This is a genomic window from Paraglaciecola sp. G1-13, assembly GCF_055809255.1.
On the sequence record NZ_CM147903.1, the window covers coordinates 1,951,853 to 1,966,566 of the forward strand.

Annotated in this window: 15 protein-coding genes; 8 read left to right on the plus strand and 7 right to left on the minus strand. The window is 42.3% G+C overall.

From position 1 onward, the window contains the following. Positions 1-44: 44 nt before the first annotated feature. The 7 genes from pyrD to rmf all read left to right on the plus strand — a co-directional run bounded on the left by pyrD (position 45) and on the right by rmf (position 8,241). On the plus strand, positions 45-1,052 hold the full coding sequence (gene pyrD, locus AC0L6N_RS08110; RefSeq protein ID WP_473480384.1) for a quinone-dependent dihydroorotate dehydrogenase: 1,008 nt from the start codon (positions 45-47) through the stop codon (positions 1,050-1,052). A gap of 115 nt (positions 1,053-1,167) precedes the next feature. Further along, the gene (locus AC0L6N_RS08115; RefSeq protein ID WP_011574815.1) at positions 1,168-1,704 is read left to right on the plus strand and encodes a cell division protein ZapC domain-containing protein; all 537 of its coding nucleotides are present in this window, start codon (positions 1,168-1,170) and stop codon (positions 1,702-1,704) included. Positions 1,705-1,839: 135 nt separating this feature from the next. After that, the gene (rlmKL, locus tag AC0L6N_RS08120) at positions 1,840-3,945 is read left to right on the plus strand and encodes a bifunctional 23S rRNA (guanine(2069)-N(7))-methyltransferase RlmK/23S rRNA (guanine(2445)-N(2))-methyltransferase RlmL (protein WP_473480386.1); all 2,106 of its coding nucleotides are present in this window, start codon (positions 1,840-1,842) and stop codon (positions 3,943-3,945) included. After that, positions 3,938-4,174 (plus strand): glutaredoxin family protein, encoded by a 237-nt coding sequence (locus tag AC0L6N_RS08125; RefSeq protein WP_473480388.1) that lies wholly within the window; start codon positions 3,938-3,940, stop codon positions 4,172-4,174. Before rlmKL ends, AC0L6N_RS08125 begins: the two co-directional genes overlap by 8 nt. Beyond that, positions 4,171-6,075 carry an ATP-binding cassette ATPase Uup gene (uup, locus tag AC0L6N_RS08130; RefSeq protein ID WP_041713673.1) on the plus strand — a complete coding sequence of 635 codons (1,905 nt, stop codon included), beginning with the start codon at positions 4,171-4,173 and terminating at the stop codon, positions 6,073-6,075. The genes AC0L6N_RS08125 and uup overlap by 4 nt, the downstream gene beginning before the upstream one ends. Before the next feature lie 30 nt (positions 6,076-6,105). After that, positions 6,106-7,803, plus strand: coding sequence for a DUF3466 family protein (locus AC0L6N_RS08135; RefSeq protein WP_473480389.1), 1,698 nt, complete (start codon positions 6,106-6,108; stop codon positions 7,801-7,803). 264 nt (positions 7,804-8,067) lie between these two features. After that, on the plus strand, positions 8,068-8,241 hold the full coding sequence (gene rmf / locus AC0L6N_RS08140; protein ID WP_011574819.1) for a ribosome modulation factor: 174 nt from the start codon (positions 8,068-8,070) through the stop codon (positions 8,239-8,241). A 106-nt stretch (positions 8,242-8,347) separates the two neighbouring features. Here rmf and fabA read toward each other — a convergent pair whose 3' ends face one another. Beyond that, positions 8,348-8,866 (minus strand): 3-hydroxyacyl-[acyl-carrier-protein] dehydratase FabA, encoded by a 519-nt coding sequence (gene fabA, locus AC0L6N_RS08145; protein ID WP_006993975.1) that lies wholly within the window; start codon positions 8,864-8,866, stop codon positions 8,348-8,350. 152 nt (positions 8,867-9,018) lie between these two features. Between fabA and AC0L6N_RS08150 the strand changes: the two genes are divergently transcribed. Continuing rightward, positions 9,019-9,270 carry a hypothetical protein gene (locus AC0L6N_RS08150; RefSeq protein WP_033187345.1) on the plus strand — a complete coding sequence of 84 codons (252 nt, stop codon included), beginning with the start codon at positions 9,019-9,021 and terminating at the stop codon, positions 9,268-9,270. A 297-nt stretch (positions 9,271-9,567) separates the two neighbouring features. On the opposite strand, the gene AC0L6N_RS08155 is transcribed toward AC0L6N_RS08150, so the two are convergent. From AC0L6N_RS08155 to AC0L6N_RS08180, 6 genes are all read right to left on the minus strand, one after another. Beyond that, the gene (locus AC0L6N_RS08155; RefSeq protein ID WP_473480391.1) at positions 9,568-10,044 is read right to left on the minus strand and encodes a YchJ family protein; all 477 of its coding nucleotides are present in this window, start codon (positions 10,042-10,044) and stop codon (positions 9,568-9,570) included. A 208-nt stretch (positions 10,045-10,252) separates the two neighbouring features. Continuing rightward, the gene (locus tag AC0L6N_RS08160; RefSeq protein ID WP_011574822.1) at positions 10,253-10,636 is read right to left on the minus strand and encodes a hypothetical protein; all 384 of its coding nucleotides are present in this window, start codon (positions 10,634-10,636) and stop codon (positions 10,253-10,255) included. 67 nt (positions 10,637-10,703) lie between these two features. Then, the gene (gene msrQ, locus AC0L6N_RS08165) at positions 10,704-11,351 is read right to left on the minus strand and encodes a protein-methionine-sulfoxide reductase heme-binding subunit MsrQ (protein WP_473480393.1); all 648 of its coding nucleotides are present in this window, start codon (positions 11,349-11,351) and stop codon (positions 10,704-10,706) included. Then, positions 11,351-12,349 (minus strand): protein-methionine-sulfoxide reductase catalytic subunit MsrP, encoded by a 999-nt coding sequence (gene msrP / locus AC0L6N_RS08170; protein WP_473480395.1) that lies wholly within the window; start codon positions 12,347-12,349, stop codon positions 11,351-11,353. The genes msrQ and msrP overlap by 1 nt, the downstream gene beginning before the upstream one ends. Positions 12,350-12,436: 87 nt before the next feature. After that, a complete protein-coding gene (locus AC0L6N_RS08175) occupies positions 12,437-13,831 on the minus strand; it encodes an anti-phage deoxyguanosine triphosphatase (RefSeq protein ID WP_473480397.1) in 1,395 nt (464 codons plus the stop codon). 20 nt (positions 13,832-13,851) lie between these two features. Beyond that, positions 13,852-14,646, minus strand: coding sequence for a ThuA domain-containing protein (locus AC0L6N_RS08180; RefSeq protein WP_473480399.1), 795 nt, complete (start codon positions 14,644-14,646; stop codon positions 13,852-13,854). Between the last annotated feature and the right edge of the window lie 68 nt (positions 14,647-14,714).

Here is a 14,714-nt window from a genome sequence, read left to right on the forward strand (position 1 = left end):
TGGTGATAACCGGGGCTTTTTTTTGTCTAAGGAAAACACACACCATGTATGCCATTTTACAGAAATTTCTTTTCACCCAAGACGCTGAGTGGAGCCATGATTTCACGATCAACTGGCTCAAGCGGACTCAACATAATTTTTTGAACGTGGCTTACAAACAACATATTGCTGACAAGCCTGTGGAATTTCTTGGCATAACGTTCAAGAACCCAGTTGGTTTAGCTGCAGGGCTAGATAAAAACGCAGAGTGCATTGATGCATTTGCCGCAATGGGATTTGGTTTTATAGAAGTAGGCACGGTCACGCCAAAGGCGCAAGCAGGTAATGACAAGCCAAGAATGTTTAGATTGCCAGCAGGGCAGGCGATCATTAATCGTATGGGTTTTAACAACAAAGGGGTTGATTATTTAGTTGAGCAAGTGAAGCAAGCTAAATACAAGGGTGTCCTTGGGATCAATATAGGCAAAAACAAAACCACGCCTGAAGATGAAGCGCTAAATGATTATTTGATCTGCTTACGCAAAGTGTACGCCCATGCGAGTTACGTCACCGTTAACATCTCATCTCCGAACACACCAGGCTTACGAAACTTGCAATACGGGGACGCTTTAACCCAATTATTGGAAGGTTTAAAAGAAGAGCAGGCCAAGCTAGAAGTAAAACACAATAAGCGTGTGCCTATCCTTATTAAGATCGCTCCCGATCTAGAGGATTCTGAATTAGATTCTATGGTTGATTCATTTTTAACCGTCGGGATCGATGGCGTGATCGCAACGAACACTACGCTCGATCGAGATAGGGTAAAGGGTCAAGAACACGCCGAGGAAGCTGGTGGTCTAAGTGGGTCAGTACTTACTGACAAAAGTCAGCAGATCGTTAGCTCGTTATGCACCAAGCTCGCTGGTAACGTGCCTGTGATAGGCGTTGGGGGAATTGATTCACCACATGCAGCCAAGGCGCGGATCGAAGCGGGATCACCTTTAATTCAAGTGTATTCTGCGCTGATCTACCAGGGGCCAAAATTAATAAAAGAGATCGTGGACTCGTTATAATGATCAAGGTGTGATCGCCTTTCTTTATCACAAATAGATATGACGAAAGTGCATGATTTCTAAGTCATTTATGCTAGTTTCTTATTAGGATTTAATAATAATAGGCTAGGGGATCATGTTACTTCCGAACACGAATTGGTTTTGGTATACACATGAAAATGAATTGCGTCTTGACTTAGGTGACACACTGACCTTTGTTGCGCCCTTTGCATTAAAAAACTTAGTCAATCTTCCCAGCGATAAACAATTGTTCAGTTTAGAAGACACTGAGCATTACGTGGCACTAGCTGAAAGCCTAGACAATAGTGGACTCGAGTTATCAGACGGTGAGTTGGTTCAAATACTATTGAATGCGACTGCAGCCCTTAAGTTTCATAAACCTATAGGGATGAAAAGCTGGTTGTATAAAACACAAAGCACCAGTGGTGTACATTATCAATTGGCCTTGCTTGAGCCTACTGATACTGCATACCCTGAGTTAGGCCAAGTCATTGTGATTGAGCAAGATGGTGCCTGTGCCACGTGTATGTTGATATCAAACGAATTTGCAGTAAATAGCAGCAAAAAGTTCTCTAAGTTTGAAATGATTAAGGTAATGAATGACCGTCTTATCCCTTGCTTAGTGGATATTCCTGTATACAAACGCGCTTAGCCTCATATCACTGTAAATCCCTCACAACGCTTCTGTTTCATCTCTTCAAGAACAAATTGATTTTTACGTATTTAGCCATGCGACATGCATTTATTTGCCGTATAATCGCGCCCGAAGAATTAACTGAGTTGGTATATGTTTGAATTTTTAGTCACCACGTCCAAAGGGCTCGATGAGCTGCTTGCCCAAGAAATAACGAAGTTGTGTCCACAACTGTCTGTAAAAACCAAACCTGGCCAAGTGCTGTTCACCGGTGAGATCGAACAAGCATATAAAATTTGCTTGTGGTCACGCCTTGCGAACAGGGTGATGTTGAAATTAGCCGATGGCCATGTAGACAGCGCGGATGATGTATATCAAATTACTAGCAGCGTAAACTGGACATCGCACTTCAGCGTGAATAGTACATTTGTCGTTGATTTCGTCGGCGCGAGTCATTGCATTAACAATAGCCAGTTCGGGGCGTTGAAAATTAAAGATGCGGTGGTAGACCAATTTAATGAATTATTTGAGTCGCGGCCCTCAGTGAGCAAAATAGAGCCCGATATTCGTATTCAAGGGCGCATGTGGAGCGACAAGTTGACTGTGTATTTAGACTTGTCAGGTTCAAGTTTACACCAACGCCATTACCGTACCAAAACTGGTTTGGCCCCTGTTAAAGAGCATATCGCGTGCGCTATGTTGGTTCGCAGCGGATGGGCCAATGATCAGCAAGCGCCATTAGTTGACCCTATGTGCGGTGCGGGCACTATTGCTATTGAAGCAGCGTTAATGGCAGCCAATATTGCCCCTGCACTTAAGCGTGAACGATGGGGTTTTACCCGTTGGTTACAGCATGATGCGACGTTGTGGCAGTCATTATTAGACGACGCAAACGCTCAAATTATTACCCCTAACTGTGTGATTAACGCCAGTGACATTGACCATGGTGTTGTGTCGATAGCGAAAGAAAATGCGGATGCAGCAGGGGTTTTCTCTGGGATAAAATTTAACACCATAGATGCCTGCAAAGTCATTCCACCTAAAGGACACACCACGGGTTACATTGTGAGTAACCCTCCTTATGGCGAGCGCTTGAGCGAAATAACAGCACTGTTACCATTATTTCAGGCGTGGGGAACAAGTCTTAAAGAGCATTTTAAAGGTTGGAACTTATCTCTATTAACGTCTAATCGAGATTTGTTACGCAGCATGAAGATGTTTGCTCACAAAGAATACAAGTTAATGAATGGCAAACTTGAATGTCAGTTAGTCAATTTCGCTTTGGATGAAAAAAACTGTATTACCCGTGAAACGAGTCTGAGCAATAATGATTTCGCGAATCGTTTGAATAAGAACATCAAACGTTTGAGCAAATGGCTCAAAAGTGAGAATACAAATTGTTACCGTATTTATGATGCTGATTTGCCAGAATACAACGTCGCTATTGACCGCTATGGTGATTGGTTGGTCGTACAAGAGTATGCTGCACCAAAAAACGTACCTGAAGCCAAGGCGAAACGCCGGTTGCATGAAGTGATTGTGGCATTGCCGCAAGTCGTTGATGTACCAGCTGAACAAATTGTCATGAAGGTAAGAGCGCAGCAAAAAGGTAAGAGTCAGTACGAAAAGGTATCGCAAAAACAAAAAATGCTGGAAGTGTTTGAAAATGGTGCCAAATTCAAGCTGAATCTGACCGATTACCTTGATACCGGTTTGTTTTTAGATCACCGAGTAACACGTCAACTTGTGCAGCAACGGGTTAAAGACAAGGACGTTCTAAATTTGTTTGCCTACACAGGCAGCGTTTCCGTGCATGCAGCGTTGGGTAAGGCAAAGTCAGTTACCACGGTAGATATGTCAAATACCTATGTGGATTGGGCGAAAGAAAACTTTGCTTTAAATAAGCTAAAAGGCCCTTATGAATTTATTCAAGCTGACTGTTTAACCTGGCTTGAGCGCCACAACAATCAATATGATTTTATCTTTATAGATCCACCGTCGTTTTCTAACTCAAAGCGTATGGATACGACGTGGGATGTACAACGTGACCACGTCGCGCTTTTACGTAACGCGGTTAAATGCTTGCGCCCAGGTGGAGAGATCATGTTTTCAAATAACCTGCGCCAGTTCAAGTTAGATGAAGAGGGCGTAAGTCAATTAGGCTTAACGATTCAAGATATAACCCAAAAAACACTGCCGGAAGATTTTAAACGTAACCCTAAAATTCATGGCTGCTGGGTATTAACACTTAATGCGTAGGCCCGATATATATTTTTACACAGGCAAGAATTGTTGCCTGTGTGATGACGCACAATTGATATTAAATCGAGTTGCGCCAGATGTGGATTGCGTCAAACTTGACGTCAGAGAATCTACCGAGCTGTACCATTTATATGGCGCACGGATCCCAGTACTGAAACGCCAAGATTCAGAGCAAGAGCTCGGTTGGCCTTTCGACGAACAACAATTAAGAGAGTTTTTGTCTTGAGTTTATTACAACTTAAAAATGCCAGTATTATCTTCGGTCACCCACCTTTATTAAGTGGTGTCGAACTTGTCATTCAACCTGGTGAAAGAGTCTGTTTAGTAGGCCGTAATGGTTGCGGTAAGTCTACTTTGCTTAAAATTATTGCCGGTGAGCTAAAACTTGATGATGGCCAGCGCTTAGTTGGCAATCAAGTTAAAATTTCGCGTTTACCGCAAGATCCACCGCAAAGTGTAGAGTGCAGCTTATTTGATTATGTCGCTGAAGGCATGGCTGAGGTAGGGGAGCTACTTAAAGCCTACTTCCATCAGACGCATGTTATTGCAACAGATTACAGTGAAGCGCAAATGGACAAGTTGGAAAAGCTTCAGCAGCAATTAGACCATCACAACGCCTGGCAGTTTGAACAAAAAATCATGCAGGTGTTAACCCAGTTAAAGCTAGACCCTGATCAGCAGTTATCTTCATTATCTGGTGGCTGGCGTCGTAAGGCTGCACTTGCTCGTGCCTTAGCGAATCAACCCGACATTTTATTATTGGATGAACCAACCAACCACCTTGATATTAGTATGATCAAGTGGTTAGAGAACACCGTACTGGATTACCAAGGTGCGGTTGTGTTTGTCAGCCATGACAGAGCGTTTATTCGCAATGTTGCCACCCGTATTGTTGATTTAGACCGTGGTCAGTTGGTCAGTTATCCAGGTAATTATCAAGAATACTTAGATAAAAAAGCCCACGATTTGGAAGTCGAAGAAACCCAGAATGCATTATTCGATAAGAAGTTAAGCCAAGAAGAAGCATGGATCCGCCAAGGTGTGAAAGCACGCCGTACTCGCAATGAAGGGCGCGTTCGTGCACTGAAGGCTCTGCGCAATGAGCGTAGCGAGAGGCGAGATGTTCAAGGCAGAGCGGTTGTTACCTTAGGACAAGGGCAAAATTCAGGCAAAATTATATTCGAAGCAGAGAACCTCAGTTATAAAATTGAGGATAAGAATATTGTCGACCATCTAGATTTTACCGTGTTTCGTGGTGACAAAATTGCACTTATTGGCCCCAATGGTTGCGGTAAAAGTACGCTTATAAAATTGCTGCTTGAGCAACTAGAACCTTCGTCAGGCACAGTCCGCTGTGGCACTAAAATAGATTTGGCTTATTTCGATCAGCATCGTTCACAGCTAGACGTATCACTAAAAGTGATTGATGCCATTGCTGATGGTAAGCGTGAAGTTGATATAAACGGTAACAGCAAGCATGTTATTAGCTATTTGCAAGATTACTTGTTTACACCTGAAAGAGTTAATGTACCCGTCAGTTCTTTATCTGGGGGAGAAAAAAACCGCTTGTTACTCGCTAAGCTCATGTTAAAGCCGAACAACCTATTGATACTCGATGAACCCACCAATGACTTGGACGTGGAAACACTGGAGTTACTTGAAGACATCTTAGGCAACTACAAAGGCACGCTTATTTTGGTGAGCCACGATAGAGAGTTCGTTGACAATGTAGTGACCTCTAGTTTGTTTTTCGAAGGTGAGGGCAAGATCAAAGAGTTTGTTGGTGGTTATGCCGATATTTATCAATGGTATGCCGCCAATGCGGTCGCTAAAAAAGGAAATAAGGCTGAAACTTCTAAGCAAAGTGAGAGTCCTAAAACCAAGCCCAAAACCGTTCCTAGTAAAAAGCTATCGTATAAGCAGCAATTAGAACTCGAAAAATTACCGGTTTCTATCGATAAACTAGAGCGAGAGATAACGCAGTTACAGTCGCTCATTAGCGATGGAGATTTTTTCAAGCAAGATAACGATTCTACATCTAAAACATTGGCACAACTTGCTGATGCTGAAAGTAGCCTCAGTGAGGCATACGCTAGATGGGACGAACTTGAAGCATTAACTGAATAAAACTAAATATAAAAGAAATCAGGATTTTAAATGAATAAAACAAGACTGGCAGTATTCACACTTTCTGCATTGACGATGTCCATGGCAAACGCTGCTCAATATACAGTGGTTGAGCTAGAAGCGAATGATAAAGGTGTGAATGTCTTCCCAACGGATATAAACGCCAGCGGGCAAATCGCTGTCAATGTTTCTACACCTTATAATCCGCCGATTGATGAAACGTTGATTGATTTTGATTCTCAATTGCTGATTGATAACCTAACCGATATCGAAGCGGCTAAAGTGGGTAACTATAACGACGCAGATTACATACTTTTATATGCCTTGATTACCGATAACCGTGAAGGGTTGACGACGCAACAAATTGCTAGTCGACATGCTTATCTAGAATCTGATGGTAGTGATATGTTTATTCCTGGCTTTGATGTCCTAGATACAGATAGCAACGAATATACCTTCAGTAATGATATAACAGTGCGTGGTTTAAATGATGTAGGCACAACAGTCGGCAGTAGTTTTGATGTTTTTTACCCCCTTGATTACACATTAGAAGATGGCACCGAGTTAACTTATGTTGTTAATGATTTCTATACCAGAGCATATGCCACAGTAAACAACACCACTGTTGAACTACCGCCAATTGACGATACCGCTGGGGGGTTGAGTGTTGCTTATGATGTAAATAACAATAACCAAGTCGCAGGTTATAGCACTTCGTTGTTAAATTCGACCTCTTTGCAAACGTCTGTGGACAACTGCAACGATGATGACATACGTGCTGATGAGCCGGTTGAAGTGTGCCTAAGGCGTATCAACCTAGCTACCTCAACAAATGGTGAGAAAGCATTAGAGTTCAGCTTTCAGCGCCGCGCTACTATTTGGCAGTTAGATAATCAAGGTCAAATCATCAGCACCAAAGAGCTTGGTTTGTTGTATACCCCAGAGGAAGATGACACTAATAGTTATGAAAGTAAGGCTTTGGCTATTAACGACAATGGAGTAGCAGTCGGTGAATCCCAGGATGAGTATCGGGACAGCGGTTTTATACGAACATTTGCCGCGGTTTTTGAAGGTGATACCGTTAAAGGTATTACTGATGATGAAGATTTTACCTCAAGCACGGCCACAGACATCAACAATAATGGTTTAGTGGTTGGCTCCGGTGTTAAGCAAGTGAATGGTATATCACGCAGTAAATTTTTTGTGCATGATATCAACACCGATGAAACCATTTTTCCAGAAGACTTCTTCTTAGGCTCCTCAAGCTTTGCTACCGCAATTAATAACTCAGGTATTGTTGTGGGTCGAGGTGAGGTGGAAACGGGTGTATCAGCACGTAGAAGCAACGCATTTCGTTATGATACGAATACATCAGAGTTCGTTAACATGAACGATTTAATTCAATGTAACTCACCATACACTTTGGTGAATGCAACGGGCATTAATGATAATGGTGTGGTGACAGCATCAGCTTTAACGCGTGTACCTTCCAAAAATATTTTGGGGGAGACATTACTAGACAGCAATGGTGACGAAGTTATAGTTGATAAAGTCATCAGTGTTCGCCTTGAGCCAATAATGGGTGGGACCGTTGAAGATTGTGATGTGACTGAGCCAGGAGAAGACCCTAGTGACGGTAATGATTCAGACCGTAAAGGTGCTGGTTTTGGTGTGCTATCACTTTTCGGTTTAGTGGTTGTGGCAATCCGCAGACGTTTTAAAGCGTAGAGAAAACTACACCTCTGTGAAGCCCGCATCTAGCGGGCTTTTTTATGCCTATATGACATTACTATTACAAAAAATCATAAGCAGTACCTTTGCTATTCTAAATAGGTTTAATAAAAATATTTAATGAAATTCAATTGGTTACCTACTAATAGGTATTAAGATCAACAAACATTATTGAACCAAAAAGACAGTTCAACTATCTCTATACACGTGCTTATTTAAAGCACGATTTTAGATAGCTACGTAAAAAGGAAACTCGATTAAATGAAGAGACAAAAGAGAGACAAACTTTCCAGAGCGCATTCAAAAGGGTACCACGCTGGCATATCCGGCAAATCTAAAGAAATATGTCCATTTCAAGCTTCAGAAGCTCGTTCAGAATGGTTAGGAGGGTGGCGAGAAGCGATGGGAGACCGAAGCTTTGGCCTTAAACTCTAGTTAATTTTAGCCCCTAACGGGGCTTTATCATTTTAACGAGGCAATAAAAAAGCGCGTTATATAAACGCGCAATTTATAGGCACAGGATTAGTTCACCAGAATGAAATTAGAAATTGCTGGTATCTTGGAACAAACCTACTTTTAGATCTTTCGCTTGATAGATAACGCGTCCATCTACAGACACTTCACCATCACCGATACCCATAAATAATTTACGTTTAATGACACGCTTCATATCGATTTTATAGGTTACTTTCTTAGCGGTTGGCAGAATTTGACCAGAGAACTTTACTTCGCCCACACCTAGCGCACGGCCTTTGCCCGGTCCGCCACACCAACCTAAAAAGAAACCAACTAATTGCCACATAGCGTCCAAGCCTAAACATCCAGGCATAACAGGATCGCCAGGGAAGTGACAGTCAAAGAACCATAGATCTGGCGTAATATCTAATTCAGCAATAATGACCCCTTTTCCGTGCTCTCCGTCTTCTTCAGATATTTTGACGATACGATCCATCATTAACATGTTAGGGGCGGGTAGTTGGCTATTGCCTGGGCCAAATAACTCACCTCGACTACAGGCCAATAATTCTTCTTTTGTAAAACTGTCTTGGTTGATTGTCATAGTATTCCGAGTTTAATATTTGAAAGGACGTAATTTAGCGAACAGTTGTACGCTAAACAACTCTGAACAGTGAATTATTTTACATCTTTGTCATAGTAAAGGATGATAACCACGAAATTATCCTCCTTTTAATAGTGAAAAATGACACCCAAATGAAAAACCCTAAAATGGTTGCCAACGCAGAAAAGCAACGCAGATTCAGAGAAAGACAGAAAGAACAGGGAAAACAGCAAGTTCGCGGCTACGTTTCCCCCCAAGGCATGGAAAGCTATAAAGAATTATCTGCTAAGACTGGATGGTCTGATAGTGAGCTGTTATCCAATGCGTTACGCATAACCTATGCAGCCTACAAGTGTGGGCAAATAAAGCTCTTAAATGAGTGGCTCAAAGATAACGATAAGTAATCCCGCTATACCGTGTAAATAACCTCTGTAAGAATTCTCGTTTTGCTGCTGGAGTCTGCTTTAGGTGCCTTTTACTTATTTTTATTCCTGGAGTGTGGCTCGCTGGTCAAACGAGCAAAGAATTGTGGTGTAAGAAATCAAATAGATAAGCATTTTAGTGATTGGCCCGTCATGATTAGAGACTCAATGCCAAGAGTGCTCTGATTATGGAGCACACTTTTGTACGCTGTTCGTATACCACTGCCAGTAAATAATTAACCACTGGACCATTATTTATTGGCATTGATATTAGGTGTGTTAAAGACAACACTTTTTATATTTCTTACCACTGCCACACAAACATAGATCGTTGCGTTGTGGCTTATATAAACCACCATCTTCGAACAAGGTACCATTGTCGTAGCGCCACAGATTGTTTTCCCGATAGAAAGTCGAGCGTTCGTGCAATTTATATTTCGTATCGTTTACTTGATAGTAGGCGACAAATTCAACTTGCCCGCTGAGATCATCTTTACAGGTCTGCGTGTTCAGCACATCAAGTCGTAACCACTGCGTTTCATTTCCGCCTCGCTGAAGGTCTTCAAGTGTCAACGATTCACGCTGATTGACAGTGTAAGTATCTAATACGTATTGGTAGTTGCTGGTTGCGTATGCACTGTAACGCGAACGCATGAGTTGTTCAGGTGTATCAGGAGAGCTCAAACCTTGTAGGTAAGGTTCGCAGCACTGCTCATAGCGAAGACCGCTATGACAAAAACACAGATGTAAATTCATTAATCTAAATTATCAGCCTCTAGTGAGCTGATCCTTCTAACGCGTTATTTTCAATATGAGCTGATCATACACGGTTAGAGACTAAAAATAGCCCATGACCTTAACTTATAAAAATTCTAGCCAGCACAAGCGAATCACTATAGGTGTATCGGCTTGCAAGATTATCTTGCTCCAATCGTTACCCAGTTACACGAAACAACAAACGAGCTCAGCTATTTAGCCAAGGTCCTCTTACAACGTCGCCGTGGGCATGGGTCATGACGTTTACTAGATTAACATTGTGTAGAACACAAAGCTGGCTAAGGCGAGCCTGACTCATCTCATCTAGCACTACATGCTCAACGAATATATTGGCACATTGGCCGCAAGTAATTAATTTTTCTAGCCACATGACTAATTGCTCAGGGCTAGGCATGTTGAGTTTAATGCAATGCTCATCCGCTTGCTTGAATGCAATTTTATCTGCAATAAGATAAGACCACTTCGCCTTATCTGCACTATTGTGTATGGCTTGTAACCGTTGCTGATTGAAAACCGAAACGCTATCGAAGTGACTGGATTTAGAGACTGATATTGCGTGTACGCTCGCCATGTGTTTATACCTGTTTGTTTATACAGTAGTTGAGGTAACAATAGTACTGTATAAAAATACATGCAAGTTATTTCTTTCTAATTTGGTTGCTTTTTATTCGCTTTTTAAACCACCGCTTAAGCTTATCTTGTCTGTAGGCCAGTAAAAAAGCGGTCAATACCATATAAATTGTAGGCTCTAATATGGCTGACTTAACGGACCATAAAAAATGTATCGATACTAGAATCACTGCTAAATACACCCAGTTATGCAGACTTTGCCAGTGTTTACCTAATCTTCGCTGTGCTTTTTTAGTGGATGTGAGTGCTAACGCTAGCAGAATAAGCCAACCAGCAAAGCCTAGGGTGATGTATGGGCGCTTCACTATTTCACTTACCAGTAGGGGCCAGTCAAGTTGTAAGTCGAACAACACGTAACTAGCGATATGGGCTAGCGCATAAGTGAAGCTGTATAACCCGAGAAGTCTACGAACATGCATTAATGGACCTTGTTTTAAAAAACGCGCTAAAGGGGTCACTAGCAATGAAAGCAGCAGTAATTTAAATGCACCTAAGCCAGTAAAATGCAGTAATGCGCTGACAGGATCCGCCCCTAATTCATCATTAAATGCATGAAAAAAGGTTAATAATAATGGAACGAGCGCGCTCGAATGAATAATCAACTTTAACCAGGGCAGGTGTGTAGGTTTAAGTTTAAAAAAATGTAGTTGCGCCATTAAAAATGCTTTCTTAGATCCATGCCTTGATATAAAGCAGCGACTTCTTCGTAGCCATTAAACATCTTAGTATCAATTCTATTTCTGGAGAATAGACCAGCACCGCTAATGCGTCTCTCGCTGGCTTGGCTCCAACGGGGATGATCAACCTTAGGGTTAACATTTGCGTAAAAGCCGTACTCGTTAGCTGCTAACCGGTTCCAGCTTGTAGGTGGGCGCTTATTCGTTAGACGGATCCGGGTAATAGATTTAATACTTTTGAAGCCGTATTTCCATGGCACGACTAATCTAATTGGCGCGCCATTTTGGGCTGGCAGTGTTTTGCCGTAAAGACCTACCGAGAGTATGGTGAGGGGGTGCATCGCTTCGTCTATCCGTAAACCTTCAATATAGGGGTAGTCTATTCCTCCTCCAGTAAAACGACTCCTTTGGCCAGGCATTTGTTTAGGATCGTATAAGGTCTCAAATGCGACGTATTTTGCTGAGCTCAAGGGTTTGGCTTTTTTTATCAAAGAAGCCAGAGAGAAACCAACCCAAGGCACGACCATTGACCATGCTTCTACGCAGCGTAAACGGTATATCCGTTCTTCTAACGGAAAACGCTTAAATAAATCATCATAATCTAACGTAAAGGGCGTTTCGGCCAACCCTTCAATACTCAAGCGCCAAGGATTAACCTTAAACTGCTGCGCATTTTCCACGGGGTCAGACTTACTGGTACCAAATTCGTAAAAATTATTGTGAGAAATGATTTTTTCTTCAGGCGTTAACGCGGTACTGGTTTTTTTAGGGGAGGCCGAAAAGCTAAGTTTTTCAGTTTTGAACGTTTCAGCATCGTCACCACCGAAAAAGCTCGCACGAGCGGGTGTGCTGGTAAGCAGCTCTGAAGCGCCCATAAAGCCCATAGATTTAATAATGTCGCGTCTTTGGTTGTATACGCTTTCGTCTGTTATCTGGTTTTCACGGATAACACTTGCTTTCGGGGTTTTAATTAACATATCGGCCTTAATTCAACATAAACCATACTGATTACTACTTAAGACAATGAATTAAGACCAAAAATTTCAATTGTTTTTATCTAGGTGTTAAATTCCAATACTATCCGCACTCGCCCCGCTCTTAGGAATAAACAAGTTGGCATAGAGTCGAGAGGCAAATTCATCTGTCATACCGGCTATATAATCGCTGATTATGCGCATGCCGTTATCGCGACTTTGTGCTTTCAACCAGCGCTGACGTGTGTTCTCAGGTAACAATCGTTCGGGATCTGAGGCGAACGCTTCAAATAAACCCATCACTACTTGTTGACCTTTATATTCAAGCATCTGTATCTCAGGTTTACGTATCACTTGCCTGTACACGAATTGTTTAAAAATAGCCAAAGCTTGCTCGTATTCAGTTAAAAAAACCGCGTTGTACTTTAATAGGTCATTTTGATAGGCAGGGTCGGTGAGGGTGATATCAATGTGCGTGATGAAACTATTGACCAATGCACCGATAGCGTCTTTACGTTCATGGTGGTGTTGGCTGAACAGTTTTTTGGCTAGCATTGAAATATGTCCCGCCAACCAAGTGTCACTTAATGCCTCAATTGGCTCTACTATCTGGGCTTCAAATTGCTGTAAATTAACAATACCCATGACTATGGCATCTTCTAAATCATGAATGCCATAAGCGATATCGTCGGCGAGCTCCATAATCGAGCAATCGAAGGATTTATATTTGGTTTTATGATGTCTCTGTTCAGATGGGCTGCTGAGTATCTGGCCGAACAACGACTGATCCTCTTGTGAAAGCGGCGCCACCAACCAATCGAACATATTTTTATCACATTCGTATAATCCCTTGGGTGGCACCCAGTCTGCTGCTTTTACATTAAGATGTGACCGTGCTCTCTCAGTGTCTGAAGGTGTAATATTAGCCAACGCGGGAATAAAATTAGGGTACTTAACCAGCCCAAGCAATGTTCGCCGACTTAGGTTCATCCCATTTTCAGGCGTGTAGGGCTCAAGTTGTGTCACTATTCGAAAAGTTTGGCCATTGCCTTCAAAACCGCCGTGATCACGCATCATGTAATGCAAAGCAACTTCACCACCGTGACCAAAAGGAGGATGTCCGATGTCATGTGCCAAGCACAGCGCTTCAATCAACGTATCGTTTAACCCTAAGGTTTCGGTTAACTGAGGGTGTTTCTGGCGAAGTTGCGCTGCTATTCCTTGGCCAATTTGTGACGCTTCTAACGAATGAGTGAGGCGAGTACGGTAAAAATCGCTCATACCTACACCCAATACCTGTGTTTTTGCTTGAAGACGCCTAAATGCGGCGGAGTGAAGAATTCGGGCTTTGTCGCGTTGAAAAGGTGAACGGTGATCACCGTCGCGTAGAACATGCTGCGAAAAATGGCGGGCTGACCACATCGTGTCCAGTTGCGTTATTTCTTGCGTTACTTTTTGGGTAGTATGTTGCGCCTTTCGCTGCATCTCGCTGTTCACCTTATCAATTATGGAGTAACACTTATTCCTTTACCGGTCGCTGCCCAATATAACCCACCATATATGTGCTGTAAAAACGCATTATCTTGATAGGTAATGGGTTTGTGCCCCAAGGCGGTATAAAAAGCACGTCCACCAGCATACTCGTGGTACCAGGCAATAGGATGAAGTGTGCCCATACCCTTGCCAATGTTATCTCCCCACTTAGCTTCGGGATTAAATGTTCTCTCATCCACCGTAAGTAAGTACGTTAAATCATTAACTGTTGCGGGGCCAAACTCGTACCATTCATCCGTCCACAACACCGAGTTCGGAAAATATTCGAGCCCGGGAAAGTTTCTTGTTTCGACGTTAAGTTGGGCACTTTGAATTTCTGGATGGATCTTGAATACGTGGCCCACAAGTTTAGTGTACCAAGGCCAATCTTTTTCGGTATCAGTTGCACTGTGGATCCCCACAAACCCCTTTCCTGATGCAATGAACCGTTGTAGTGCTGCTTCTTGTTGGGTATTTAAAATGTCACCGGTGGTGAGAAGAAAAACGATCGCATCGTATTTCTGAAGATTTTCATCATGAATTAAACTTGCATCTTCTTGCCAATCAACGCCAAAGTGATGCTTTTCTCCTAATTGCTCTATGGCTTGAACCGCACCATTAATCGATTTGTGATGCCAGCCAGCTGTTTTAGTAAATAGCAGTACGTTAAATTGGTTTGAATAAGCGAGCGAGGAGTAGGTAATAACAATGCTGGCGGCAAATAAGTGGGTTACGGTTTTAATCAATATTTTACAGAGACGACGCATACATACTGTCCATTTTTTAAAGTGACCAAACATATTAATCGCCAATGTTTGTTAATGTATTCAGTTAA

What these genes read in the sequence shown, in the direction of transcription:
- pyrD (WP_473480384.1), top strand. Translation starts at nt 45, where the DNA reads ATGTATGCCATTTTACAGAAATTTCTTTTCACCCAAGACGCTGAGTGG.
- AC0L6N_RS08115 (WP_011574815.1), top strand. Translation starts at nt 1,168, where the DNA reads ATGTTACTTCCGAACACGAATTGGTTTTGGTATACACATGAAAATGAA.
- rlmKL (WP_473480386.1), top strand. Translation starts at nt 1,840, where the DNA reads ATGTTTGAATTTTTAGTCACCACGTCCAAAGGGCTCGATGAGCTGCTT.
- AC0L6N_RS08125 (WP_473480388.1), top strand. Translation starts at nt 3,938, where the DNA reads ATGCGTAGGCCCGATATATATTTTTACACAGGCAAGAATTGTTGCCTG.
- AC0L6N_RS08135 (WP_473480389.1), top strand. Translation starts at nt 6,106, where the DNA reads ATGAATAAAACAAGACTGGCAGTATTCACACTTTCTGCATTGACGATG.
- rmf (WP_011574819.1), top strand. Translation starts at nt 8,068, where the DNA reads ATGAAGAGACAAAAGAGAGACAAACTTTCCAGAGCGCATTCAAAAGGG.
- fabA (WP_006993975.1), bottom strand. Translation starts at nt 8,866, where the DNA reads ATGACAATCAACCAAGACAGTTTTACAAAAGAAGAATTATTGGCCTGT.
- AC0L6N_RS08150 (WP_033187345.1), top strand. Translation starts at nt 9,019, where the DNA reads ATGAAAAACCCTAAAATGGTTGCCAACGCAGAAAAGCAACGCAGATTC.
- AC0L6N_RS08155 (WP_473480391.1), bottom strand. Translation starts at nt 10,044, where the DNA reads ATGAATTTACATCTGTGTTTTTGTCATAGCGGTCTTCGCTATGAGCAG.
- AC0L6N_RS08160 (WP_011574822.1), bottom strand. Translation starts at nt 10,636, where the DNA reads ATGGCGAGCGTACACGCAATATCAGTCTCTAAATCCAGTCACTTCGAT.
- msrQ (WP_473480393.1), bottom strand. Translation starts at nt 11,351, where the DNA reads ATGGCGCAACTACATTTTTTTAAACTTAAACCTACACACCTGCCCTGG.
- msrP (WP_473480395.1), bottom strand. Translation starts at nt 12,349, where the DNA reads ATGTTAATTAAAACCCCGAAAGCAAGTGTTATCCGTGAAAACCAGATA.
- AC0L6N_RS08175 (WP_473480397.1), bottom strand. Translation starts at nt 13,831, where the DNA reads ATGCAGCGAAAGGCGCAACATACTACCCAAAAAGTAACGCAAGAAATA.
- AC0L6N_RS08180 (WP_473480399.1), bottom strand. Translation starts at nt 14,646, where the DNA reads ATGCGTCGTCTCTGTAAAATATTGATTAAAACCGTAACCCACTTATTT.